The sequence below is a fragment of the Nesterenkonia sp. PF2B19 genome, from assembly GCF_001758425.2.
Taxonomy (GTDB): Bacteria; Actinomycetota; Actinomycetes; order Actinomycetales; family Micrococcaceae; genus Nesterenkonia; species Nesterenkonia aethiopica.
In genome coordinates this window covers 1-24742 of the sequence record NZ_MDSS02000009.1, presented here as the reverse complement: position 1 = coordinate 24742, position 24742 = coordinate 1, and the positions used below count along the sequence as shown (strand labels likewise).

The 24742-nt window shown below is 70.4% G+C and carries 18 protein-coding genes and 4 pseudogenes; 14 read left to right on the top strand and 8 right to left on the bottom strand.

What is annotated here, in order from left to right; genetic code table 11:
• Positions 1-58 precede the first annotated feature (58 nt).
• Complete coding sequence (locus BCY76_RS04325; RefSeq protein WP_070160615.1) at positions 59-1828, top strand: endo-1,4-beta-xylanase; 1770 nt, start codon at positions 59-61, stop codon at positions 1826-1828.
• A gap of 96 nt (positions 1829-1924) precedes the next feature.
• Here the strand turns inward: BCY76_RS04325 and BCY76_RS04320 are convergent, their stop codons facing one another.
• Together BCY76_RS04320 and BCY76_RS04315 are read right to left on the bottom strand one after the other, a co-directional pair.
• Positions 1925-2287, bottom strand: coding sequence for a sterol carrier family protein (locus BCY76_RS04320; RefSeq protein WP_070160613.1), 363 nt, complete (start codon positions 2285-2287; stop codon positions 1925-1927).
• A 20-nt stretch (positions 2288-2307) separates the two neighbouring features.
• Positions 2308-3396 (bottom strand): asparaginase, encoded by a 1089-nt coding sequence (locus tag BCY76_RS04315; protein WP_083277554.1) that lies wholly within the window; start codon positions 3394-3396, stop codon positions 2308-2310.
• 165 nt (positions 3397-3561) lie between these two features.
• Here BCY76_RS04315 and purD point away from each other — a divergent pair.
• From purD to BCY76_RS04285, 7 genes and pseudogenes are all read left to right on the top strand, one after another.
• A pseudogene (gene purD, locus BCY76_RS20645) lies at positions 3562-5756 on the top strand (phosphoribosylamine--glycine ligase).
• Between the two features lie 55 nt (positions 5757-5811).
• Positions 5812-6126 (top strand): hypothetical protein, encoded by a 315-nt coding sequence (locus BCY76_RS04305; RefSeq protein ID WP_070160609.1) that lies wholly within the window; start codon positions 5812-5814, stop codon positions 6124-6126.
• A complete protein-coding gene (gene purF / locus BCY76_RS04300) occupies positions 6113-7681 on the top strand; it encodes an amidophosphoribosyltransferase (RefSeq protein WP_085437215.1) in 1569 nt (522 codons plus the stop codon). Before BCY76_RS04305 ends, purF begins: the two co-directional genes overlap by 14 nt.
• Positions 7678-8834: pseudogene (purM, locus tag BCY76_RS04295) on the top strand (phosphoribosylformylglycinamidine cyclo-ligase). Before purF ends, purM begins: the two are co-directional and overlap by 4 nt.
• A gap of 76 nt (positions 8835-8910) precedes the next feature.
• A pseudogene (locus tag BCY76_RS20640) lies at positions 8911-9135 on the top strand (winged helix-turn-helix transcriptional regulator); the annotation flags it as partial.
• Entirely contained in the window at positions 9136-10137 is a 1002-nt protein-coding gene (locus tag BCY76_RS04290; protein ID WP_237089961.1) for an ROK family protein, read from the top strand. It begins immediately after the preceding pseudogene.
• Between the two features lie 165 nt (positions 10138-10302).
• Entirely contained in the window at positions 10303-11718 is a 1416-nt protein-coding gene (locus tag BCY76_RS04285) for a sugar porter family MFS transporter (protein WP_070160605.1), read from the top strand.
• Between the two features lie 16 nt (positions 11719-11734).
• Here the strand turns inward: BCY76_RS04285 and BCY76_RS04280 are convergent, their stop codons facing one another.
• Complete coding sequence (locus BCY76_RS04280; RefSeq protein ID WP_085437213.1) at positions 11735-12052, bottom strand: hypothetical protein; 318 nt, start codon at positions 12050-12052, stop codon at positions 11735-11737.
• Between the two features lie 263 nt (positions 12053-12315).
• The gene (locus BCY76_RS04275; protein WP_201791074.1) at positions 12316-12927 is read right to left on the bottom strand and encodes a LysE family translocator; all 612 of its coding nucleotides are present in this window, start codon (positions 12925-12927) and stop codon (positions 12316-12318) included.
• Between the two features lie 199 nt (positions 12928-13126).
• Here BCY76_RS04275 and BCY76_RS04270 point away from each other — a divergent pair, with 199 nt between their 5' ends.
• The 3 genes from BCY76_RS04270 to BCY76_RS04260 all read left to right on the top strand — a co-directional run bounded on the left by BCY76_RS04270 (position 13127) and on the right by BCY76_RS04260 (position 16606).
• On the top strand, positions 13127-14263 hold the full coding sequence (locus BCY76_RS04270; RefSeq protein ID WP_085437211.1) for a lipid II:glycine glycyltransferase FemX: 1137 nt from the start codon (positions 13127-13129) through the stop codon (positions 14261-14263).
• Positions 14264-14400: 137 nt separating this feature from the next.
• Positions 14401-16161, top strand: coding sequence for an MFS transporter (locus BCY76_RS04265; protein ID WP_237089960.1), 1761 nt, complete (start codon positions 14401-14403; stop codon positions 16159-16161).
• Entirely contained in the window at positions 16064-16606 is a 543-nt protein-coding gene (locus tag BCY76_RS04260) for a TetR/AcrR family transcriptional regulator (protein ID WP_237089964.1), read from the top strand. Before BCY76_RS04265 ends, BCY76_RS04260 begins: the two co-directional genes overlap by 98 nt.
• A 61-nt stretch (positions 16607-16667) precedes the next feature.
• Here BCY76_RS04260 and BCY76_RS04255 read toward each other — a convergent pair whose 3' ends face one another.
• Both BCY76_RS04255 and BCY76_RS04250 read right to left on the bottom strand, forming a co-directional pair.
• The gene (locus BCY76_RS04255; protein WP_237089959.1) at positions 16668-17642 is read right to left on the bottom strand and encodes a Sir2 family NAD-dependent protein deacetylase; all 975 of its coding nucleotides are present in this window, start codon (positions 17640-17642) and stop codon (positions 16668-16670) included.
• Between the two features lie 97 nt (positions 17643-17739).
• Positions 17740-17940, bottom strand: a complete 201-nt coding sequence (locus BCY76_RS04250) for a DUF3073 domain-containing protein (RefSeq protein ID WP_070160596.1) — start codon at positions 17938-17940, stop codon at positions 17740-17742.
• A 360-nt stretch (positions 17941-18300) separates the two neighbouring features.
• Here BCY76_RS04250 and BCY76_RS04245 point away from each other — a divergent pair, with 360 nt between their 5' ends.
• On the top strand, positions 18301-19278 hold the full coding sequence (locus BCY76_RS04245; protein WP_070160595.1) for a hypothetical protein: 978 nt from the start codon (positions 18301-18303) through the stop codon (positions 19276-19278).
• Positions 19279-19292: 14 nt separating this feature from the next.
• Here the strand turns inward: BCY76_RS04245 and BCY76_RS04240 are convergent, their stop codons facing one another.
• Positions 19293-20249: an NAD(P)H-binding protein gene (locus BCY76_RS04240; protein WP_070160593.1), complete on the bottom strand. Its 957-nt coding sequence runs from the start codon at positions 20247-20249 to the stop codon at positions 19293-19295.
• Between the two features lie 145 nt (positions 20250-20394).
• On the opposite strand from BCY76_RS04240, the gene BCY76_RS04235 reads away from it, so the two are divergent.
• Together BCY76_RS04235 and BCY76_RS04230 are read left to right on the top strand one after the other, a co-directional pair.
• Positions 20395-21135 carry a TetR/AcrR family transcriptional regulator gene (locus tag BCY76_RS04235; RefSeq protein WP_070160591.1) on the top strand — a complete coding sequence of 247 codons (741 nt, stop codon included), beginning with the start codon at positions 20395-20397 and terminating at the stop codon, positions 21133-21135.
• Entirely contained in the window at positions 21132-21722 is a 591-nt protein-coding gene (locus BCY76_RS04230; protein WP_070160589.1) for a methylated-DNA--[protein]-cysteine S-methyltransferase, read from the top strand. Before BCY76_RS04235 ends, BCY76_RS04230 begins: the two co-directional genes overlap by 4 nt.
• A gap of 114 nt (positions 21723-21836) precedes the next feature.
• Here the strand turns inward: BCY76_RS04230 and clpB are convergent.
• Positions 21837-24463 (bottom strand): annotated as a pseudogene (gene clpB / locus BCY76_RS04225) (ATP-dependent chaperone ClpB).
• Positions 24464-24742 lie beyond the last annotated feature (279 nt).

The window sequence follows — 24742 nt, the reverse complement described above, 5'->3', positions numbered from 1 at the left end:
CGGTTCGCCGGACCAACCCGCGGAGGCAGCTCCAGAGAGCGACCTGCCACCCACCGGCATGACCTATGAGAACTACCCCGCCCTGAAGGATCAGTACGAGGACTACTTCCACTTCGGCATCTTCGGGCGCGGAGAGATGGAAGGACTGATCTACAACTACGCCTCCTACACGCCGGGCAATGAGATGAAACCGGAGAGCACTCAGCCGGAGAAGGGCGTCTTCACATTCGAGAACGCTGAGGCAGCCATGGCCCAGCACGCGGAGCACAACCCGGACCTGCTCTTCTCCGGGCACACGCTGGCCTGGCATTCCCAGACGCCGTCGTGGATGTGGGACGCACCCCCGGCCCGCTACGGACAGCCCGGCGAGTACGACCCCGCAGTGGCGCAGGAGAACCTGGAGACCCACATCGAAGAGGTCCTCGGACACTTCGGGGAAGACCTCCAAGCGATCGACGTGGTCAATGAGGCGATCGAGAGCGCGGATCCTTCCGACTGGCGAGCGTCGTTGACCACCGGCCAGGGCTGGTATCCGGCCCTCGGCCCTGACTGGGTGGAGATGGCGTTCCTCAAAGCCGCCGAGGTGGTGGATGAGAACGGATGGGACGTCAAACTCACCTATAACGACTTCGGCCTGAACAACCCGGACAAGGCCCGTGTGGTCCATGACATGGTTCGTGAGATCAACGAGACCCATGAAGGCCTTCGACCGGATGGAAAGCAGCTGATCGAGGTCATCGGCATGCAGGGCCACTACGGTCTGAACACGGACGTCAGCGATGTCGAGGAGAACATCCAGCTCTTCGCCACTCTGCCCGGGGTGGAGATCCACATCACCGAGATGGACGTCGGGGTGCCTCCGGGGGAGTTCGACGAGGTCAAGGAGAACAACCAGGGCGTCCAGTATGCGGAGCTGTTCCGAATCTTCCGGGACTATGCGATCGGCCCGGGGAACACCACCGACAACCCCAAGGTCATCTCAACAGTGAAGCTCGCCGGGGTCCGCGACGTCATGGAAGGCTGGCGAGGCGGCGAGTACGCCATGCCCTATGACGTCGACGGTCACGCGAAGAAGGCTCTGCTGGGCATCCTCTGGCCCGAGGAGTTCCTTGCGGAGCACGAATGGATCGAACCGGACTACGACGACGGGCACGACCCGATCGACGGCGTGCATGTCTACCACGCGGAGCACGGGGATGGATACACCGGAGCGAACATCATCCTCGGGAACGACTCCTCCCAGTGGCCATGGTCGACCGCTGGGGAGGACGGCCAGGTCGCCTTCGATCCCGAGCCCGACGCCACCTACCGCCTCACGGTCACCGTCACACCGGCAGGCACCACATCGGTGAGGATCCGATGGATCCATGATGAGTCCAACGGCGGCTACACCTCCGGCGACGGCGCCGCGGTGAACGATCACCAGTACTCCGCCTCCGAGGTCGCCTCCCATATTCCGGCCTACTTCAACCGCGGCTTGGTGAACATGGGGACGTATGACCTGGTCACCGAGTTCACGATGGACGGCACCGAGCCCGCCGACGGGCTCATCGGCAACATCGCCGTGCGCGGCGGCGGAGGCGGCAGCGCCTACACGATCAACTCGATCACGGTGGAGAAGGTCGACGACGACGGCGATGACGAGCTGCTGGTCAACTGGCCCGAAGGCCTCGACGAGGACGAGACCGGCCAGGACCGCCCGGGCCACGGCCCGCCCAGCGGAGATGATCGCCCCGGCCATGGTCCGCCCGACCACGACGAGCGCCCCGGCCATGGTCCGCCCCACGGTGATGACCGTCCGGGCCAGGGCACGCCGGGCCGGAACTGATCACCAGCCTCGTTGAGAGGGTGCGTCTCCGCCGCACTGAGCCGCCGCAGGGCGTCATTCGGGCGGAGGCGCACCCTCTCCACGTGAGGGGTGGGTTCAGCTGTGCACCAGCGGCAGCACCTCGGTCAGGTCCGCGCGGATGCCGGAGGCGGAGATCCGGCCCTCCGCTCGCGCCTCATCCCAGCTCAGCCGGCCGACGGCCAGCGCCAGCCAGGTGGCGGCGTCGAGCTCGACGACGTTCGGCGGGGTTCCGCGGGTGTGGGTCGGCCCCTCCACGCACTGGGTGACGCCGAAGGGCGGCACCCGGACCTCCACGGAGTTCCCCGGGGCGCGCTCGGCCAGCTCCTCCAGCAGATACCGGACGGCCGTGGCCACGGTGCGCCGATCGGCGTCGCCGGCCTCAGCCCACCGGCGCAGTGCGGCCGTCCCGGCTTCAGCGGTGATGCGTCGTCGTGCCATCGATTTCCCGGACCGCCGCGTCAGAGCCGTTCGAGCACCGTGTGGGACAGTCGGATGCTGCCCACCTGGGCCTCGTCGACGCCGCCGGTGATCGGCCGGATGAGCTTCTTCAGCACCGCGCCGAGCGCGTCGACGTCGATCACGCCGTGGGCGGCCAGCAGGCTCAGCGCCACCAGGTTGTTGGCCCGCTGGCTGCCGTCCAGGGTCTTCACCGCCGCCGTCGTGCCGTCCGGGGCGCCGACGATCAGCACGCCCTCGGCGCCGAGCTTGGCGAGCAGCCCCAGCTCCTCCATCACCACCGTGTTGGCCTCTCCGCGCCCGTGGACCGCCCAGGGGTAGTCCAGCATCGCCTGGGAGACGGTGAAGGCGTGGACCTCCGCGTCCCGTCGGGAGGTGGCGGAGGCGATCTTGGAGAACCCGCGGGCCAGCCCCGTCAGGGTGAGCGACGGCGCGGGCGCCCCGCAGCCGTCGGTGCCCACCACGCCCGGGACCTCCTCGCAGTACTCCTCCAGCACGGTCATCACCGCCTGCTGCATGGGGTGCTTGGGATCCGTGTACGTGGCCAACCGCCACCCCTGGGTGCGGGTGGCCGCCAGGAAACCGGCGTGCTTGCCGGAGCAGTTGAACGCCAGCGGAGTCTTCTCCCGGCCAGCCGTGATGTGGTCGATCAGGTCCTTCTCCCGGGCCGGGTAGGCGGCCGGGCAGCGCAGGTAGGACTCGTCGAGCTTCTCGGCCTCCAGCACCGCCGCGGCCACCTCCTGGTGCCGCCGCGACCCGTTGTGGGACCCACAGGCCAGGGCCACCGCCTCCTGGGAGATCAGGGCACCAGACCGCAGGGAGGCGATCGCCTGGAACGGCTTCAGCGTGGAGCGCGGGAAGATCGGCCGCTGCGGGGCGCCGAGGGACTCCAGCACTGCACCGTCGGGGCCGAGCAGCACCGCCGAGCCGATGTGCCGGGACTCCACGGCCCCGGCCCTGGTCACCCAGGCCAGCTCCGCGGACTCCGCGGCGGAGGCGGTATGCGGCGGCGTCCCCGTGGTCACCGGAGCCGGCGAGGCAGGGGCGGCGTCACGGGCGGTGCGGGTGCTCTGGGGGTGGTCGGCGCTCATGCGGCCCAGTCTAGAGGGCGCTCCGCAGAGATGCCGCGCCTCCGTCGCGCGACGAACTGCCGAGTTGGTCCGCAGTTGCGGGTACTCGACTCGATCGAGTCGAGTACCCGCAACTGCGGACCAACTCGGCCCTGATGGCAGCCCCATGACGTAGTCTTGACCACCGTGAAGGTACTAGTTGTGGGGCCGGGAGGCCGCGAGCACGCCATTGTCCGAGCACTGCTGCGCGACGACGCCGTCGACACGGTCGAAGCAGCCCCTGGCAACGCCGGGATCGCCCAGGACGTCGCCTGCCATCCGGTGGACGCCTCCGACGGCGAGGCGGTCGCCCAGCTGGTGACCGACCACGCTATGACCTGGTGGTCGTCGGCCCGGAGGCCCCGCTGGCCGCCGGAGTGGCCGACGCCGTCCGGGACGCCGGGGTGCCGGTGTTCGGGCCCTCCGGTGCCGCCGCCCAGCTGGAGGCCTCCAAGGCCTTCGCCAAGGAGGTCATGGGGGCCGCCGGGGTGCCCACTGCGGGCGCCGTCCACGCCACCGAGCTGACCGCCGCCGAGGCCGCACTGGACCGCTTCGGCGCTCCCCATGTGGTCAAGGACGACGGCCTGGCCGCCGGCAAGGGCGTGGTGGTCACCGAGGACCGTGAGGCCGCCCTGGCGCACGCGCAGGCCTGCTTCGACGCCGGCGGGTCCGTGGTGATCGAGGAGTTCCTCGACGGCCCCGAGGTCTCGCTGTTCGTCCTGGCCGACGGCGAGCACCTGGTGCCGCTGAGCCCCGCCCAGGACTTCAAGCGCATCTTCGACGGCGACGCCGGCCCCAACACCGGCGGCATGGGCGCCTACACCCCGCTGGACTGGCTGACCGGCTACACCGAGACGCACGACGACGGCGTCACCCGCGACTTCGTGGCCACCGTGATGGACCGGGTCGCCCGCCCCACCGTGGCGGAGATGGCCCGCCGAGGCACCCCCTTCGTGGGCGTGCTGTACTGCGGTCTGGCCGTGACCTCCCGCGGCGTGCGGGTGGTGGAGTTCAACGTCCGCTTCGGCGACCCGGAGACCCAGGCCGTGCTGGAGCGGCTGGCCACTCCCCTGGGCCGGCTGCTGCTGGACTGTGCCACCGGCACGCTGGGCGCGGACCGCACCCTGGACTGGCGGGACGGCTACGCCGTCGACGTCGTCATGGCCGCCGAGAACTACCCCGACTCTCCCCGCAAGGGCGACGTCATCCAGGGCTTGGATGCCGCGGAGGGCCTCGACGGCGTCGCCGTGCTGCACGCCGGCACCGGCCGGGATGAGGACGGGAACCTGCTGACCGCCGGCGGGCGTGTGCTCGCCGTCGTCGGCACCGGCTCCACGCTCGCCGAGGCGGTGGGCCGCTCCTACGAGGGTGTGTCCCGCATCAGCTGGCGAGGTGCCCAGCACCGCACCGACATCGCTGCGAAGGCGCTGGCCGGGGACATCCGCGTCTCCTCCCAGCTGCCCGGCTGGGTCCATGTGACCTCCGGGAAGGTCCGTGACCTCTATCGACCGGCCCCCGGCTCCGCCTGGGACGGCCAGGACGTGGTGCTGGTGGTCGCCAGCGACCGGATCAGCGCCTACGACCACGTGCTCTCCACTCCGATCCCGGACAAGGGCCGGGTGCTCACCCAGCTGAGTCTGTGGTGGTTCGAGCAGCTGCGCGAGGCAGGGATCGCCACCCATGTGGTCTCCACCGAGGTGCCCGAGGCCGTGGCCGGGCGGGCGATGATCTGCCGGGACCTGGAGATGGTGGAGGCCGAGTGCATCGCCCGCGGGTATCTCACCGGTTCCGGGCTGGCCGAGTACCGCGAGTCGGGCACCGTCACCGGCATCCCCCTGCCGGAGGGGCTCACTGACGGCTCCCGCCTGCCGGAGCCGATCTTCACCCCGTCCTCGAAGGCCGAGCAGGGAGGCCACGACGTCAACATCAGCTTCGCCGAGCTCGCCGCCTCGGTGGGCGAGGACCTGGCCGAGCAGCTCCGTGAGGCCACGCTGCGGATCTACCGACTGGCCGAGCAGACCTGCCGGGAGGCCGGCGTGGTGCTGGCCGACACGAAGCTGGAGTTCGGCCGGGACCGCGCCACCGGCGAGCTGGTGCTCGGTGACGAGGTGCTCACCCCGGACTCCTCCCGGTTCTGGCCGGCCGAGTCCTGGGAGCCGGGGTCCGCTCAGCCGTCCTTCGACAAGCAGTACGTCCGTGACTGGCTGACCTCGTCACGCTCCGGCTGGGACCGCGACTCCGGCGTCGCCCCGCCCGCGCTGCCCGCCGACGTCGTCGCCGCCACCCGGGAGCGCTACCTGGACGCCTATCGGCGCCTCACCGGCGAGGAGCTTCCGCAGTAGCGGCCGGGGACCGGCGCGTTCTTCCGGGCCGCGCGAAGCCAGTAGACTGGAAGCCATGCCCTCCAGCGAACAGCACCGCCAGGTGACGGTCCGCCCCACTCCCCGTCTCGTCCCGTTCCTCGTGGCGGGCGTGGTCGTCGCCCTCGTGGCCGCCGTCGTCCTGGTCCTGATCACCGGACCGGCGGACGACTACTCCACCGCCGGAAGCATCGGCTTCGTGACGTTCGTGCTGTCCCTGCCCGGACTGGCCCTGGCGGCCACTGCGTGGCTGTTCCTGGACCGCCGTTCTCGCCGGCGCACGCGCGAATACCGTGCCGTGCCCGCCACCCCCGCACCCTCCGAGAGGACCGACGAGCATGGCCCGCGCTGACGGTCGCCTGACCTTCAATCTGCTCGACGACGACGCGACCCCGCAGGACGAATGCGGAGTGTTCGGCGTCTGGGCCCCCGGTGAGGAGGTCGCGAAGCTCGCCTACTACGGGCTGTACGCGCTCCAGCACCGCGGCCAGGAGTCGGCCGGCATCGCCGCCTCCGACGGCCAGAGCATCCGCGTCTACAAGGACATCGGCCTGGTCTCCCAGGTCTTCGACGAGTCCACTCTGACCGCCCTCAACGGTCACATCGCGGTGGGCCACTGCCGGTACTCCACCACCGGCGGCGGGCAGTGGTCCAACGCCCAGCCGACCCTCGGCGACACCCCGCACGGCACCGTCGCGCTGGGCCACAACGGCAACCTGACCAACTCGGCGGAGCTCTACGACCGCCTGGTGGAACGCAGCGGCGGGGCGACCCCCTCCTTCGGGGAGCTCGCCCAGGGCAACACCACGGACACCGCCCTGGTGACCGCGCTGCTCAAGGATGAGGAGGGCGCCAGCCTGGAGGAGCAGGCCATGGCGCTGCTGCCCACGTTGAAGGGCGCCTTCTGCCTGGTCTTCATGACGGAGAACACGCTCTACGCGGCGCGCGACGCCCAGGGTGTGCGCCCCCTGGTGCTGGGCCGCCTGGACCGCGGCTGGGTGGTCGCCTCCGAGCAGTCGGCGCTGGCCACCGTGGGCGCCTCGGTGATCCGCGAGATCGAGCCCGGCGAGTTCATCGCCATCGACGCCGACGGGATCCGCTCCCAGCACTTCGCCTCCCCCAAGCCGGCGCGCTGCGTGTTCGAGTACGTCTATCTGGCCCGGCCCGACGCCAACATCAACGGCCGCTCGGTGTACGAGTCCCGCGTGGAGATGGGTCGCCAGCTGGCCCGTGAGGACACCCACGACGCCGACATCGTCATCCCGGTGCCCGAGTCCGGCACTCCGGCCGCAGTCGGGTATGCGGAAGCCTCCGGGCTGCCCTTCGCCCAGGGGTTCATCAAGAACGCCTATGTGGGCCGCACCTTCATCCAGCCCTCGCAGACGCTGCGGCAGCTGGGCATCCGGCTGAAGCTCAACGTGCAGGAGCACGTGGTCCGCGACAAGCGCGTGGTGGTGGTGGACGACTCGATCGTGCGCGGCAACACCCAGCGGGCGATCGTGCGCATGCTCAAGGAGGCCGGGGCCAAGGAGGTCCACGTGAAGATCTCCTCGCCGCCCATCAAGTGGCCCTGCTTCTACGGCATCGACTTCGCCACCCGGGCGGAGCTGATCGCCAACGGGGCCAGCATGGATGAGATCCGGCAGGCCGTGGGGGCCGACTCCCTGGCCTACATCTCGGAGGAGGGCATGATCGCCGCCACCGAGCAGCCGCGCTCCACCCTGTGCACCGCCTGCTTCTCCGGGGAGTACCCGATCGAGCTGCCGCCGGAGAACCGCCGCGGCAAGCTGCTGCTGGAGCAGCCGGAGCTTCCCGGCATGGACCGGTCGGCCCCCTCGGGGTGCGAGCCGGGTCCGGATGCAGAGTTCGACGTCGACGACCAGCCGCTCGCGGAGGCCACTTCATGACCGACCAGCCCGCACCCATCACCTACGCCGCCTCCGGGGTCGACGTCGAGGCGGGAGACCGCGCCGTCGAACTGATGAAGGCCCATATCGAAGCCACGCACACGCCTGCGGTGATGGGCGGGGTCGGCGCGTTCGCGGGCCTCTACGACGCCTCGGCCCTCAAGGCTCTGCCGCGGCCGCTGCTGGCCACCTCCACGGACGGGGTCGGCACCAAGGTGGCGATCGCCCAGGCGATGGACGTCCATGACACGATCGGCTTCGACCTGGTCGGGATGGTGGTGGATGACATCGTGGTCATGGGCGCCGAGCCGCTGTTCATGACCGACTACATCGCCACCGGGAAGGTGGAGCCGACCCGGATCGCCGCCGTGGTGTCCGGGATCGCGAAGGCCTGTGCGGAGGCCGGCACCGCCCTGGTGGGCGGCGAGACCGCCGAGCACCCGGGTCTGCTGGCCGAGGACGAGTACGACGTCGCCACGCCGCCACCGGCATGGTGGACGCCTCCGCCGTGCTGGGTCCGGAGCGCGTGCGCGCCGGTGACGTGATCATCGGCATGGGGTCCTCCGGCATCCACTCCAACGGCTATTCGCTGGTCCGCCGGGTGGTGTCCGCGGCCGGGTGGGGCTACGAGCGCGAGGTCCCCGAGTTCGGCCGCACCCTGGGCGAGGAGCTGCTGGAACCCACCCGCCTGTACACCACGCCCTGCCTGGACCTGGTGAAGGCCCTCAACGGCGACCCGGCGCAGGGCGAGCTGCCCGCAGACCTGCCGGTGCGCGGGTTCAGCCACGTGACCGGCGGCGGCCTGGCCGCGAATCTGGCCCGCGTGCTGCCGGCCGGCCTGCTGGCCACCGTGGACCGCTCCACCTGGTCCTGGCCGGCGGTGTTCTCGCTGGTCGCCGAGCTCGGCCGAGTCCCGCAGGCGGACCTGGAGCGGACTCTGAACCTGGGGGTCGGGATGGTGGCCGTGGTGGCCCCGGAGCAGGCCGACGCCGCCGTGGCCCAGCTGACCGCCGCCGGTCAGACCGCCTGGGTGATGGGCGAGGTCTCCGCGTACTCGCCCGAGGATGTGGCCGGTGCCGGCGAGGACTTCGTCCAGGGTGCCAAGGGTGTCGACGGCGGCGGCGTGCTGCTCACCGGCGCCTACGCCGACTGAGCCGTCCTCCCCGCCGCATATCGCCGCTGCCGCCCTCCGATGAGGCCGGCAGCGGCCTGACGGCCCCCCGGGTACAATGCCGTCATCCCTCACTGCCGAGGAGCGTGATGACCCAGGGACCCGTCTCTCAGCCTGCCGGAGCGCCGGGCTCGCAGCGCGCACTGGCCGCGGCGAACCGTCGCCGCGTGGAGGCCGCACTGCGGGACCACGTCGCACCACTCAGGCGGAGATCGCCCGCCGGACCGGGCTCGCGCCCGCGACCGTCTCCAACATCGTCCGCCGTCTCCGTGAGGACGGACGGGTGGAGACCGTGCCGGGCGGCACCAGGCATCGGCCCCGCATCCGCCTCACCCCGGGCGAAGGCACCGTGGTGGGTCTGGACGTCGGACACCGGCACATCTCCGTGGCGCTGGCAGACTCTTCCGGCGAACCGTTGGGGCTGTGCCGCAGCGTTCTGCCGGCCGGCACGTCCGCGCCCCGTGCCCTGGAGATCGCCGAGCGTCTGCTCGGACAGATCCTGGCGGACCAGCGCCGGGGGCTGAGCGCGGTGCAGCGGGTGGGCATGGGGCTTCCGGCCCCGGTCGGCCGCCCTGGAGGCCGCATGCACTCTCGTGCCATCCTGCCCGGCTGGGCGGGCCTGGATCCCGCCGAGCAGGCCGCGGAGACATTCGGGGCGCCGGTGTCGGTGGACAACGACGCCAATCTCGCCGCCCTGGCGGAGCATCGCTGGGGTGCGGGACGGGGCGCGGAGACGATGGCCTACGTGAAGCTCTCCGACGGCGTCGGCAGCGGACTCATCATCGACGGGCGTCTCTTCCGGGGACCCGGCGGCACGGCCGGGGAGCTGGGGCACACCACGATCGAGGACCACGGGACGGTGTGCCGCTGCGGCAACCGGGGCTGCCTGGAGACGGTGGCCTCCGCTCGCGCCATCCTGGAGCTGCTGGAGCCCCGGCTGGGCCCGGGGATCTCCATCGCTCAGGTGGTCTCGGCGGCCTCCGACGGCGACCATGCCTGCCTGCGGGTGCTGCATGACACCGGGCACCATGCGGGCAGGGCGCTGGCCAACCTGTGCAACCTGTTCAATCCCGAGGCCATCATCGTCGGCGGCGAGCTCGCCCAGGCGGGGGACCTCCTCCTCGCGCCGATGCATGAGGCGATCCGCCGCCACGCCGTGCCGCCCGCCACCGACCAACTGACGGTGCGCCTCTCGCGGCTGCGTGAGCGCGCCGGCGTCCTGGGGGCGGTGGCCCTGGCCCTCGACGAACAGCTCCGCTCCACCGGCAAGTCGTTCACTGGATGAACGTTCAGCAAGACTAGAGCGCGCTTCTTGTTCATCACATAGACAGCAGGCGAACGGGCTCCCTAGAGTGATCCGCACCACTCACACCGGCCTGCCGTCCCGATGAGCGACACGTGACGCGACTCACCAGATCCTCCCCGGGACGGATCACCACAGGAGGACCCTATGACAGAGACCCGCTCCGCACCCGAGAGCTTCCATACCGGCCAAGCGCTGCTGCTGGCCTCGGTCGCCGCCCTCGGAGGATTCCTCTTCGGCTTCGACACCGCCGTCATCAACGGCACCGTCTCCGCCGTCCGCGACGGCTTCGAGCTCAGCCCCGCACTCACGGGCTTCGTCGTCTCCTCGGCCCTGCTGGGCTGCGTGGTCGGCGCCTTCACCGCCGGCAAGCTGGCCGACCGGATCGGCCGCGTCCGGGTCATGCTCATCGCGGCCTCGCTGTTCCTCATCAGCGCGGTCGGCTGCACCTTCGCCGTGGGCGCCACCGACCTGATCGTCTGGCGGGTCATCGGTGGTCTCGGCGTCGGCACGGCCTCGGTGATCGCTCCGGCCTACATCGCAGAGATCTCTCCGGCACAGATCCGCGGCCGCCTCGGCTCCATGCAGCAGATGGCCATCGTGGTCGGCATCTTCGTCGCCCTGCTCTCCAACGCCTGGCTGGCCGGCCTCTCCGGAGGCGCGGCGGAGCCCCTGTGGTTCGGCCTGGAGACCTGGCGATGGATGTTCTTCGCGGAGGTCGTCCCCGCCCTGGCCTACGGCGCCTTCGCCCTGATGATCCCCGAGTCCCCGCGATTCCTGGTGAAGAAGGGCTCCCCGGCCCAGGCCCGCGAGGTGCTCAGCCGCGTGCTCCAGACGGGCGTGGACCAGCGCATCGAGGAGATCCGCCGCAGCCTGGGCACCGAGACGCGGACCCGGCTGAAGCATCTGCGCGGCCCGGCCCTGGGCCTGCTGCCGATCGTCTGGGTCGGGATCCTGCTCTCCACGTTCCAGCAGTTCGTGGGCATCAACGTGATCTTCTACTACTCCTCCACCCTGTGGCAGTCGGTGGGCTTCACCGAGGCCGACGCGCTGGCGCAGACCGTGATCACCGGCGTGACCAACATCGTGGTCACCATCATCGCGATCGCCCTGGTGGACAAGATCGGCCGCCGTCGACTGCTCATGATCGGGTCCACCGGTATGACCGTCACCCTCGGTCTGCTGGCGTGGATCTTCGCCACAGCCCCGGTGGTGGAGGCCGCCGACGGCAGCGTCACCCCGCAGCTGACCGACACCGGCGGCGTCATCGCCCTGTTGGCCGCCAACGGCTTTGTGGTCTTCTTCGGCATGTCCTGGGGTCCGGCGGTCTGGGTGCTGCTGGGCGAGATGTTCAACAACCGCATCCGGGCTACCGCCCTCGGCATCGCTGCCGCTGCCCAGTGGCTGGCCAACTTCGCCATCTCCACGACCTTCCCGATGATGGCGGACCTGAGCCTGGGTGTGGCCTACGGTTTCTACACCATCTGCGCGGCGATCTCGCTGTTCTTCGTGTTCCGCTTCGTCCCGGAGACGAAGGGCAAGCAGCTCGAAGACATGCAGTGATCCACACGCTGACGGTTCACGCGGGCCGCCCACCCTCCCCCGCACCGGGTGGGTGGGCGGCCCGTTCCGGCGCCTGCTGAGCCTGAGCCGCGTCCCGCAGCCGCTGGCGACGGCCGCCGTGGGTCTCCTCCCAGCGGGCGGCCTCCTCGCGCCGCGCCTGATCGAGGCGCGCGTAGACGCCGTGGTCGATGTTGCCGCGGTAGGTGACATAGGTGCCCAGGGCCAGGACATAGAAGAGGATTCCGCTGATCATCACCACGGTGGCCCACACCCCGGTGTCCACCCCGGAGGCGACGTTGTAGAGCTGCGAGGCCAGCTGCAGGGAGCCACCCACGACCCCGGCCGCGACCTGGAGCTTCGCCCGCCCGGGCGTGCCGGCGGCGGGGCCGACCGTCCAGCGGCGCCAGCCGGTCAGGCCGTGCCGCGGGCGTCGTCGTCACTGAGCCGGTGCCGCACCTCATCCGGGCCCAGGTACGAGCCGTCCGTCGGAGGATACGGGGCGGAGGTGTGGTTCTGCGCTGACATGCGACCCTTCTGCGCGACGGCGATGCTGTCCCGCGTCAGGGTACCGGCGGACGACACTCCTCGCCAGAGCCCTCAGCCCGTCATGGACGCCACCGTCTCCACGGCGGCCGGGATCAGGGAGACCACCAGCAGGCCGGCCATGATCAGGTTGAAGGCCCGCAGGTGCGCGGGCTTGGAGATGAGCCTGCCCGCTCCGACGCCGAGCAGCGCCCAGCTCACCGTGCACGGGGTCCCGAACAGCAGGAAGACGGTGGCGATCACCAGCACCTCGACGGTGAAGGACTCCCAGAATCCGGTGTAGGCGGCGATCGCGCCCACCACCATGGTCCACGCCTTCGGGTTCACGAACTGGAAGAGCGCCATCTGCACGAACGACGGCGGACGGGCCCCGTCCTGGGCCGAGAGGTCCGTGGGGCCGGAGGCGATCTTCCACGCCAGGTACAGCAGGTAGGCGATGCCGATCGGGCGCAGCACGTCCAGGACCACCGGCTGCTGCTCCAGGATCTGACCCAGCCCCAGCCCGACGAGCACGATCATCACCGGGAAACCGATGTTCACCCCGGCGATCGTCGGCACCGTGCGGCGCAGCCCGTAGGTCGCGCCCGAGGCCATGGCGATCGTGTTGTTCGGGCCAGGCGTGCCGGCGGTCGCCAGCGCGAAGAAGATCAGCGAGAGGATGGTCACGGGCGACAGCGTAGCGTGGGTGACAGGGCCGGCGGCGGGACGCCCGGCGGAGCCCGCACTCTGAGACTCGCCACCCGAGCCGCGATCCCCCGCACCGCCTGTCGGCGTCCCCGGGAGCGGCAGGCCCGGCCGGTATCATCGGGACCGTGAGCACCCCACCCCAGCCCTCCCGGCAGACGACCAGCCCGCGCCGCTCTCGGTGACGCCGATCAGCACCGCCGACCACGCCGCCTTCCTGCGTCGGCACCCGACGTCGTCGTTCCTGCAGAATCCCCGCTGGCCGCAGGTCAAGACCGACTGGCGGGGCGAGTCACTGGGAGCCTTCGACGGCGACCGGCTCGTGGCCGCGACCCTGGTCCTCCACCGCCGGCTGCCCGTCCCTGCGGCCGTTCCGGTGCTGGGCCGCAAGAGTCTGGCCTACCTGGCCGAGGGGCCGGTCTTCGACCCCGACGAGGTGGAGCTCCGTGCGCTGCTGCCCGCCCTGACCGACCACCTGAAGCGCCAGGGGGCCTTCCTGATCCGCATGGGCCTGCCCGGGGTCACCCGCCGCTGGGCGGCTCAGGACGTCCGCCGCGCGCTGGCCTCCGGGGAGCACCGCAGCATCACCGAGCTGGAGCCCTTGACGGTCCACGACGGCGCCGACTCGGTCCGTGCCGAGCTGGAGCACCTCGGCTGGCAGGCCCCTTCCGCATCGGAGGAGTTCGAGGCCGGTCAGCCGCAGTTCCAGGCCCGCATCCCGCTGGCCGACGACGACGGCGCCGCCCTCGACGTCGACGCGGTCCTGGCCCGCATGGACCAGACCTCGCGGCGGCAGACCCGCAAGTCCACCCGCTCGGAGCTGACCATCAGCACCGGCGGGGAGGAGGACCTGCCCGCCTGGCAGGCGCTCTACGAGGAGACCGCGGAGCGTGACGACTTCACCGGTCGCCCGTTGAGCTACTTCCAGCGGATGTTCCGCGAGCTCAACGCCGCCGAGGACACCGAGTGCACGCTGTACTTCGCCCACCACGAGGAGACGCTGCTGGCGGCGGCGATCTATGTGCGGCAGGGGCAGTTCGCCTGGTACGTCTACGGGGCCTCCTCCTCCGAGGAGCGCAAGCGCTACGCACCCCGGGCGCTGCAGCTGCGGCAGATCGAGGACGCGCTGGCCGCCGGCTGCCGGTGGTACGACCTCGGCGGGCTCAGCCCGTCCCTGGACCCGGAGTATCCGCTGGCCGGACTCACCCGGTTCAAGACCACCATGGGGGCGGATGTGGTGCAGACCTACGGCGAGTGGGACTTCCCCGTGGACCGACTGCTGACGAAGGCGTTCACCCTGTACATGTCCCGCCGCTGACCCGGGGCGCCGCTGAGCGGACGCCCTGGTCAGCCGTGCCCCGCTCAGCCGTGGGCCCGCACCACACGTCACGCCCACCGGTGATCTCGGTCCCAGAACCCTCCACACTTCACCATACGTCCGGTACAGTTTCTGGCATGACGACCGCCTCCCTCCCTGTCGTGGGCACCGGCCCCGGCCAGCAGCTCTCCCGCTGGCAGCGCTGGAGCGTGCTCGTCATCGTCTCCTCCGCGCTGCTGCTGATCACCCTGGACAACACCGTCCTCTACACGGCGCTGCCCCGGCTCACCGAGGATCTCCAGGCCTCCACCTCGCAGTCGTTGTGGATCATCAACGCCTATCCGCTGGTCATCGCCGGGCTGCTGCCCGGATCCGGGTCCCTGGGCGACCGCCTCGGCCACAAACGGCTCTTCCAGTACGGGCTGGTGATCTTCGGCCTCGCCTCGCTCGCGGCCGCCTTCTCCCCCACTGCGGAGACGCTCATCGCCGCCCGGGCGCTCCTCGCCGTCGGGGCCGCCGCCATGATGCCCGCCACCCTGGCGCTCATCCGGATCAGCTTCCCCATGGAGCGCGAGAGGAACGTCGCCATCGCCGTGTGGGCGTCGGTCTCGCTGGTCGGCATGGCCATCGGCCCCATCGTGGGCGGACTGCTGCTGGAGCATTTCTGGTGGGGCTCGGTGTTCCTGATCAACGTACCCATCGCCGTCGCGGGACTGCTGGCCATCATCCTGATCGGCCCGCCCAACCGCCGGAATCCCAGCAAGCACTGGGACGGGGTCTCCTCGGCCCAGGTGATGGTCGGCCTCACGGCCTCCGTGCTGGCCATCAAGTCCCTGGCGGAGAACCACATCAACTGGCCGCTCGTCATCGGCTCCGCCGTCATCGCCGCCGCGTCCCTGACCGTCTTCGGCCGGCGGCAGACCCGGCTCCGGGAGCCGCTGATCGACTTCACGATCTTCCGGAACAAGGCCTTCACCGGAGGCATGGTGGCGGCCGGGACCAGCGTCTTCGCCATCATGGGCGCTCAGCTGGCCAGCACGCAGCGCTTCCAGCTCGTGGAGGGCTACACCCCGCTGGAGGCGGGCCTGCTGGTCTCCGTCATCGCCGTCGGCTCCCTGCCGCTGGCCCTGATCGGCGGTGCGGTCCTGCAGCGCACCGGTCTGCTGCTGCTCATCGGGGGTGGACTGAGCACAGCGGCGGTGGGCGCCGGCGTCGCCGTCGTCGGGGCCGCGCAGCACCTGCTGCCGGTGCTGGTGCTGGGGCTGCTGATCATGGGCGCCGGGCTCGGCGCCTCCATCTCCGTGGCCTCCACGGCGATCATGGGCAACGTCCCGCCGCGCCGGGCCGGGATGGCGGCCTCCATCGAGGAGGTCTCCTACGAGTTCGGCGGCCTGGTGGCCGTGGCGACGATGGGCAGCCTGCTGAACTTCGCCTACTTCCGGTTCCTGGTGCTGCCGACCGGTGCCGGCGAGTTCGCCGACGCCAGCCCGACGGCGGCGCTGACCAGCGGCCGGTCCGACGTCGTCCTCGCGGCCGCCGACGCATGGACGGGGCCTTCGTGGCGGTGCTGGTCGCCGTCGCTGTGGTGCTGGTGGCAGGCGCCGCGACCACGCTGTCCCTGCTGCGCCGCTACACCCCCGGCACCGCATCGCAGGCGTACCCGGGCAACCACTGAGGGCCCGGCACTCCTGAGCGCCCCGCGCTCCACGACGGTTAGGCTTGACCATCATGCGACAGTCCAAACGCACCGAGATCCTGCAGGCCGCCACGCGCATCGTCCAGCGCGACGGCGTCACGGCCCTGACCTACGAATCGGTGGCCTCCGAAGCCGGACTCACCAAGGGCGGGCTGCTCTACCACTTCCCGTCCCGGGAGGACATGCTGCTGGCGCTGCATGAGCACGTCTCCGGGCAGTGGGAGGCCTGTATGGAGTCCGAAGCCGGCGGCCCCTATGAGGAGCTGACGCCGGGGCAGCGCCTGGACGCCTATATCCGCGCCTCGCAGAACCCGGACCGGGCCGAGCTGCTGCTGATGCTGGAGTCCGCCGGTGATCCGGCCGCCCAGGCCGCCTGGGACCGGGTCCACGACCGCTGGTCCCCTCCGGCCCCGAGCGGGGCTCCGGCCCCGACGAGTGGCGACAGCGCAGGAGACAGCGCAGGAGACAGCGGCTCCTCCCGGGACTCCGAGCCGGACCCTGCCCTGCTGCCGTTCCTGGCGCGGCTGGCCGCCGACGGGCTGTGGTTCTACGAAGCGCTGACCCCGGGCCATTTCACCGAAGCGCAGCGTGCCACGATCGTGGAGGCGATCGTCAAGCTCGGCGCGGGTGGACACTCGCAGGGCTGAGGCGACGTCTCCGCCCCGCTGAGGTTCAGCCGAGCACTGAGGTTCAGCCAAGCAATGAGATTCAGGCGAGGGCGGCGTCGAGGTCCTGCAACGCCGGGGCGATGCGCGTGCGCCAGCGCCAGTCCGCCTTCGCGTCCGCACGGGAGGGGCCCCCGTTGATGACCCCGATCGGACGGCCGGCCCGCCGCATATGCAGGGCGATCCGGAAGCCGCTCATCACGGCCATCGAGGACCCCACCACGAGCAGTCCGGTGGAGGCGTCGATGAGCTCGTCGACGGCGGCCTTGCGCTCCGGCGGGACGCTTTCGCCGAAGTAGACCACGTCGGGCTTCAGACGCGTCGAGCCGCAGACCAGGCAGGCCACCATGTGGAACCGCTGGACCCAGGAGTCGTCCAGGCTGACGTCGCCGTCGGGATTGACGTTCTCGGCGGCGTGGATCGCCTCCTCGGCATAGCCCGGGTTGGCCTCCTCGAGCCGCGAGTCCAGGTGACGCCTGTCTTCCCGGTTGCCGCAGGCCAGGCACATCACGGTGTCCAGGTCCCCGTGCAGCGGGATCAGGGGGCTGACGACGCCGACCTCGCGGTTCGCCTGGGCGTGCAGACCGTCCACGTTCTGCGTCACCAGGCCGGAGAGCAGCCCCCGGCGCTGCCAGTCGGCAAGGATGCGGTGGGCCATGTTCGGAGCAGCCTGGTCCATGTGACGCCAGCCCACATAGCTGCGGGCCCAGTACCGGTGACGAGCGCCGGCGTCGTGCTGGAACTCCTGGTACGTCATGGGCCGATGCCGGTGCAGCGAGCCCTGCGGGCCTCGATAGTCAGGGATGCCGGAATCGGTGGAGACGCCGGCACCGGTGACCACCAGGATGCCACGGGATCCCATCAGCTCCAGGATGCCGGCGCGGGCCTCCTCGGCAGGCTGCGGAGGGGCGGTGTCCTCCACCACTCGGGCGATGGAGCGCAGAGCGGCCCGATGCGCATTGGCCACAGGTGTGGTGAAGGCCGGGGAATCGGTGTAGAGGGTGCCGTGTCCAGGCACAGCAGAATCCGACCCGGCGGTCATCGCCGGGTCGGATTCGTGACTGCTGATCTGTGCCGACCTGCTGAGCGGAGCGGTGCTGCGCTGCTCCACGGACTCAGCGGCCGTAGCGGTCTGAGAGGTCGTCGTAGCCGTACGACTCGTCCTCCGACTCGTATGAGGTCAGGTCATCCGCCGAGCTGTCCCCACGCGACTGAGCCAGCTCTCGCTCGAGAGCTGACAGGTCAGTGTTCGGGGTGAAGTACTTGATCTCCCGAGCCTGCTTCGTTGCTTTCGCCTTCTGACGGCCGCGCCCCATGAGCGAGACCCCCTCTGTCTTCTCTGGTCCTCGCGATGCCGGGCAGGGTCCACCGCGGGAGTATCTCTGCGATCAACTGGTTCGTGCTTCCTAGGTTAACATGATTGGGAACGGCGCGTCGCACGTCCGCGCAGGGCGAAGCCTCCACTCTGGCCCGTCCTGCAGTGTGTCGCGCGCCGGGAAGGTCCAGTTCACGGGGGTCCCCACCTGCTCACAGGCTGTTCTTCCGAGTGCCGTCACCACCTGACGGCGCCCTGGATGACGGCCGGATGGGACGGACATCACCCCGGCGGCGCGCCGCGGGGCTCCGCCGGAGGCCCCCGCCGAACCCGCCACGACGCGCACAGGAGCACCGCCGCAGTGGAAGACAGCACCGAGGACGGCACCACCGACCCGACATCCCGCACCGACGGCCAGGACGGGACGTCCTCGCCGCAGACGCGCCGGGCCCGCCGCGAGGCTCGCCAGCGCGCCGCCCGAGGGAAGGGGACTCGTGACGCCCGCACCTCCGGGGAGGGTCAGACACCCGCGCAGAAGATGCCCGCCGACGAGCCGGCCACAGACGGGCCGGCCGCTGACACCCCGACCGGCACGCCCGAGGAGGCGGAGCCTGCCGGGCTCGAGGAGTTCGACGTCCGGGAGACCGCTCACCGCGACCCACACCGACCGAACATGCTCCCCTTCGTCTTCATCGGCGGGCTGGTCGTGCTCGTCACGCTGGCTCTGCTGTGGTGGTTCCTGATCCGCGAGGAGCCCACAGAGCTGCCTGAGACGGTCGCGGAGCGCGAGGACGATCCCGGCATCGATGGGGTGATCCTCCGCGACGCCGCCCCGGACCAGTGGTTGGCCGGCGACTGCCTGACCGGCTTCCAGCCGCATGACGAATCCGCCCCTGCCACGATCATCGAATGCGACCACAGCTATGACGTGCAGGTGATCCACTGGGAGGACCTTGAGGTGGGCGAGTACCCGGGTGATGAGGAGATCTCGGAGCGGGCCCACCGCGCCTGCGAGGAGAACGGCCAGCTGGACCAGGACGCCGTGGACTCCGTGGACTTCGCACTGGAGGTCCGCATCTCCCACCCGACCGAGTCCACCTGGCGTCGCGAAAGCGACCGGCGGGTGAACTGCCTGCTGCAGCCCGCCGGCGGCACCACCATGACGGGGAACTTCGTGGTGGACCCGGAGGAGCACTCCTCCGCCGCCGACGATGAGGACGCCGAGCCCGGCTCCGGAGATGACGCCGGAGATGACGCCGAGGGCGAGGAAGACACCGAGGACACGGAGGACACCGAAGACGAGACGGACGACGCTGACAGCACTGACGCCGACGCCTGAGGCGGCGGCCAGCCTCAGACAAGTGCCCCTTCCACGCTCTGCCTCACCATCTGTTCGACGCTGCGCCTCCAGGGCGTTCCAGGCAGTGCACCGGCGAACTCTCCGCTCGGGACCAGGACGCAGCGACGCCACCAGATGGGCTGAAGCCGGGCGAGTTCCAGCGCCGTCCGACTGACCAGCCCTGCGGCACGCAACACACCATGAGGCAGCACCCACGGCGCCGCAGCAGGACGCCCGGCGACACCAGCCGCACGCTCGCCGACGTCGCGCAGGGTCGGCGCCTGCGACGGCGCGATCAGCAGCCGATGCCCACCGGCTCCTGCCACTCCCACGAGCAGTTCCTCGACGTGCTCCGCACTGTGGATCATCGCCGCACTGAGATCGGCGATGTCGGTGAGGGCATGCGGCACATCGGGGTCTGCCGGAATGATGGGGCGCCGGCCCGCCGCCACGCGGTCCGTGATCATCATGCGGACCACGCTCGTCGCGGGCGCAGCATCAGGACCGACGAGGTCTCCCGCCAGCACGCTGAGCGCGGGAGCGGGATGGGCCGACCGCGCCTCCATCAGCCGCTGACGAACCCGCCCCTTGTCCTCTGCAGGCGCGAACTCGGCGTCGTCTCTGAGCTCCTCCGCCCGGGCCGCGAAGGCGTACGTCGACTCGGGAAAGATCACCACGCTGCCCTGCTCGGCAGCGACGTCGAGCACTACCTGCTCCAAGCCGGGCAGGACATCTGCCCATAGCCGGGAGTCATACCCGGTGTGGAAGCAGGCAAAGATCGCCTCAGCCCCCGCTGCGGCGCCGGCGACGTCGTCCCGGCGTCCGGCATCGCCGATCACATGCCTCGCCGCTTCCGGCACCGAAGCTCCCGCAGAGCGCGTCACCACTGTCGTCTCCACTCCCTGACGCAGCAGATCGGCGACGATCCGCGCCCCGATCTGCCCATAGCCGATGACCGTTGCTGTGCGCATGGCCAGCCTCCTGTCGATGTCCCGCACCACGAATGAGAGCACTGCTCTCCGATGACGAGTCGACCCTATTCCCCATAGCCCCCGAAAGCAAGAGCACTGCTCTCATATGTGACTGGTGATCTCCGCGTCCTGCTAGCCTCGTGCCATGACGTCCGACGCCGGCATGACGCCCCGCCAGAAGAACAGGCAGGCCACGGAGGCCGCCGTGCTGGAGATCGCCAACCGCCACCTCGACGCCGACGGCGCCCAGAGCCTGTCGCTCCGAGCGGTGGCACGAGACCTCGGCGTGGTCTCCAGTGCCGTCTACCGCTACGTGCGGAGTCGGGACGAGCTGCTGACGCTCCTGATCACCGACGCCTACGATCGCCTGGCGGACACGGTCGACGCCGCTGTGGCACGTGACGACTCCTTGGAATCGGTCGCCTTCGCGATGTTGGACTGGTCCCGGCGCCATCCCCGACGGTGGGAACTCATCCATGGGTCCCCCGTGGCGGACTACCGGGCACCACGGGACACTGTCATCCCCGGGACACGCGTCGCCATCCAGGTGGCTCGGCTGGTCGCAGCTCTTGACGACGCCACCGACGATCCCCGACTCTCCTCCGAGTCGGCGGCACGGGACCCGGCGGCGCTCTGGCTCGCCAGGGACCTGGACGAGCTCGGCCTGGCCATACCCCCTCATTCAGCGTTGCGGGCCGTCTCCGTCTGGGCGAGCCTTCTCGGCATGGTGAACATGCTGCGCTTCGGTCAGCTCGGACCCGAGAGCGCCACCTGGGAAGACCATCTGATGCGCACACATGTCCTGCGCCTGATCTGCGGCACCGGCACGCCGGCGCCTGAGACCCTGGAATCACCCCATGTTCCACCACGCCAGGAGACCCGATGACCACCGACCCTTCCACGCCGCTGCCGGAGCTGCGCTGGTCCTCCGCATCGCTGGGCGAGCTCGGCTCCGCCGTCGTCGTCCACTCCCCCGAGGATGACACCATCCGCGCCGCGAGCCTGGCCCATCCGGTGGGCGGGGAGCCGGAGGTGGCAGCGATCGGCCGCGCTCTGGAGCAGATGATGGACCGCCTCGAGGCCACCGCCCCGGAGACCGCGGACCGAGAGATGAACCCGCTGCCCACGGACCGGGGCGCCGTCGCCGAAGCCGTGGCGGCCTACGGCGACGGCGACCATGCCGCCTTCGACGGACTCGCCGTCGTCCAGCCGGGCTCGGAGTACCGACAGCAGGTGTGGTCGGCGCTGCGCGAGGTGCCCGCCGGTGAGACAGTCTCCTACGCGGAGCTGGCACAGATGGCGGGACGCCCGCTGGCCCATCGGGCTGCGGCGAGCGCGTGTGCGAACAACCTGGTGGCGTTCGCGATCCCCTGCCACCGGGTGATCCTGGCGGACGGCTCCATCGGCGGCTACGGCTTCGGCGGGGTGAGCACCAAGCGTCGACTGCTGGCCCGCGAGGGCATCCACCTCTGAGCAGCCCCCAGCAGCATCGAGTGGCCACGAATCGCGGTGCTTTCACCCGTGTCGCGGCGCGTCACTGGGCAGATGCCGGGATTCGCGGCCACTCGATGGAGGGGTGACGCGGCCTCAGCCCGTCACTGCCGCATCCTTCTTCGCCACGGTGAGCCCGTGCACGGAATCCTCCTCCAGGGAGAGCTCCTGCCGGTCCACCAGGACGGTGTCGCCGTCCTCCACCGCACCGGAGAGCAGCGCCTTGGCCAGCTGGTCACCGATCTCCCGCTGCACCAGCCGGCGCAGGGGTCGCGCCCCGTAGGCGGGGTCGTAGCCGGTGAAGGCCAGCCACTCGCGGGCCGGGTCGGTGACCTCCAGGACCAGACGGCGGGAGGCCATCCGCTCCTGCAGGGACCCGATCTGCAGGTCCACGATGCTGCTGAGCTGCTCCATGGACAGCGGGTCGAACATCACGATGTCGTCCAGGCGGTTCAGGAACTCCGGTTTGAAGGACCGGTTGACCACCTCCATGACGGCCTTGCGCTGGGCGTCGGCCCCCAGCGACTGGTCCACCAGGAACTGGGAGCCCAAGTTGGAGGTCAGGATCAGCACCACGTTGCGGAAGTCCACGGTGCGACCCTGCCCGTCGGTGAGGCGGCCGTCGTCGAGGACCTGGAGCAGGATGTCGAAGACCTCATGGTGGGCCTTCTCCACCTCGTCCAGCAGCACCACCGAGTAGGGGCGCCGCCGCACCGCCTCGGTGAGCTGACCGCCCTCGTCGAAGCCGACGTACCCGGGAGGCGCACCCACCAGCCGGGCCACAGAATGCTTCTCCGAGTACTCGGACATGTCGATGCGCACCATGGAACGCTCGTCGTCGAAGAGGAACTCGGCCAGCGCCTTGGCCAGCTCGGTCTTGCCCACCCCGGTGGGACCCAGGAACAGGAAGGAACCGGTGGGCCGGTCCGGGTCGGAGACCCCGGTGCGGGCCCGACGGACGGCGTCGGCCACGCTGGCGACCGCCTTGTGCTGACCGATGAGCCGGGAGCCGATGAGCTCCTCCATGTGGAGCAGCTTCTCGGTCTCGCCCTGCATCAGACGGCCCGCGGGGATCCCGGTCCAGGCGGAGATGACCTCGGCGATGCCGTCGGCGTCGACCTCCTCGGAGACCATGCGGGCACCCCGGCCCTCCCCGGGCGAGCTCTCCTGGGCCTCGGCGTCGGCCAGGCGCTGCTCCAGCTGGGGGATCTCCCCGTAGAGCAGACGGGAGGCCTCGGCGAGGTCCCCCTCGCGCTGGGCGCGCTCGGCCTGGCTGCGCAGGTCGTCGAGCTGGACGCGCAGCTCACCGGCCCGGTTGAGCTCAGACTTCTCGGCCTCCCAGCGGGCAGTGAGCTCGGCGAGCTCCTCCTTCTTGTCCGCGAGGTCGTCCCGCAGCGCCTGCAGGCGCTCGGCGGAGCCCGCGTCGGTCTCCTCCGCCAGGGCCATCTCCTCCATGGTCAGGCGGTCCACCACCCGGCGCAGCTCGTCGATCTCCACCGGGGCGGAGTCGATCTCCATGCGCAGCCGGGAGGCGGCCTCGTCGATGAGGTCGATGGCCTTGTCCGGCAACTGACGTCCGGTGATGTACCGGTCGGACAGCGTGGCGGCGGCCACCAGGGCGTTGTCCGCGATGGCCACCTTGTGGTGCGCCTCGTAGCGCTCCTTCACGCCGCGGAGGATGCCGATGGTGTCCTCCACCGAGGGCTCGCCGACGTAGACCTGCTGGAAGCGGCGCTCCAGAGCGGCGTCGGACTCCACGTTCTCCCGGTACTCGTCCAGGGTGGTGGCACCGATGAGCCGCAGCTCGCCGCGGGCCAGCATGGGCTTGAGCATATTGCCCGCGTCCATGGACCCCTCGGAGGCGCCGGCGCCGACCACGGTGTGGAGCTCATCGATGAAGGTGATGATCCCACCCTCGGCGGCCTTGATCTCCTCCAGGACGGCCTTGAGCCGCTCCTCGAACTCGCCGCGGTACTTCGCCCCGGCGATCATCGCCCCCAGATCCAGGGAGATCAGCGTCTTGTCCCGCAGGGACTCGGGGACGTCGCCGGCGACGATGCGCTGGGCCAGGCCCTCGACGACAGCGGTCTTGCCGACGCCGGGCTCACCGATGAGCACGGGGTTGTTCTTGGTGCGCCGGGAGAGCACCTGGACCACGCGGCGGATCTCGGAGTCGCGCCCGATGACGGGGTCCAGCGAGCCGGAGCGGGCGACCTCGGTGAGGTCGGTGCCGAACTTCTCCAGCGACTGGAAGGTGTTCTCCTGGTCCGGGGTGGTGACCTTGCGGTCGCCGCGCAGTCCGGGCAGCTCGGCCTTCAGGGCCTCCGGGCCGGCCTGCGCCTCGCTGAGGGCCCGGCCGGCCGGTCCGGCGTCGGCGCCACACCGAGCAGCAGATGCTCGGTGGAGACGTAGTCGTCGCCCAGCTGCTCGGCCTCGGCCTGCGCGGCCTTGATGACGTTGAGCCCGGCCTGGGAGAACTGCGGGGCCGCGACGGCGTCGCCGCTGGTGGCCGGCAACTGTCGGATGGCTGCGGAAGCCCGCGTGGAGACGGCGTCGGGGTCCGCCCCGGCAGCCTTGAGCAGGGCGACGGCCACGGACTCCCGCTGGTCCATCAGCGCCTTGAGGATGTGGGCCGGTTCGATCTGCGGGTTCCCAGCGGTGCTGGCGTTCATCGCGGCGGCCGACACGGCCTCCTGCGACTTCGTGGTGAGCTTGACGTCCATGGGGTGAAGGCTCCTTTCTCAGCGCCTCGGCGGGCCCTCACCTGTAGTACATCAGGTCTGGCGAGCCCTGTCATGCAAACTTGAGTCAATGATACTCAACTTTTCGCATGGGTCGCATATTCCCCTCCTGAGGGCACCAGAACTCGCCCGCCCTTGTAGGTTCTCGTCTAAGTTTGAACTGCACTGGGATTGATGGAGACTCCGGCTATAGGGATTCCACCAGCTCATTGGGTCTGATGTTGTCATCGTAGAACAGGTCCTCGAACTCAGCTGGCGGCC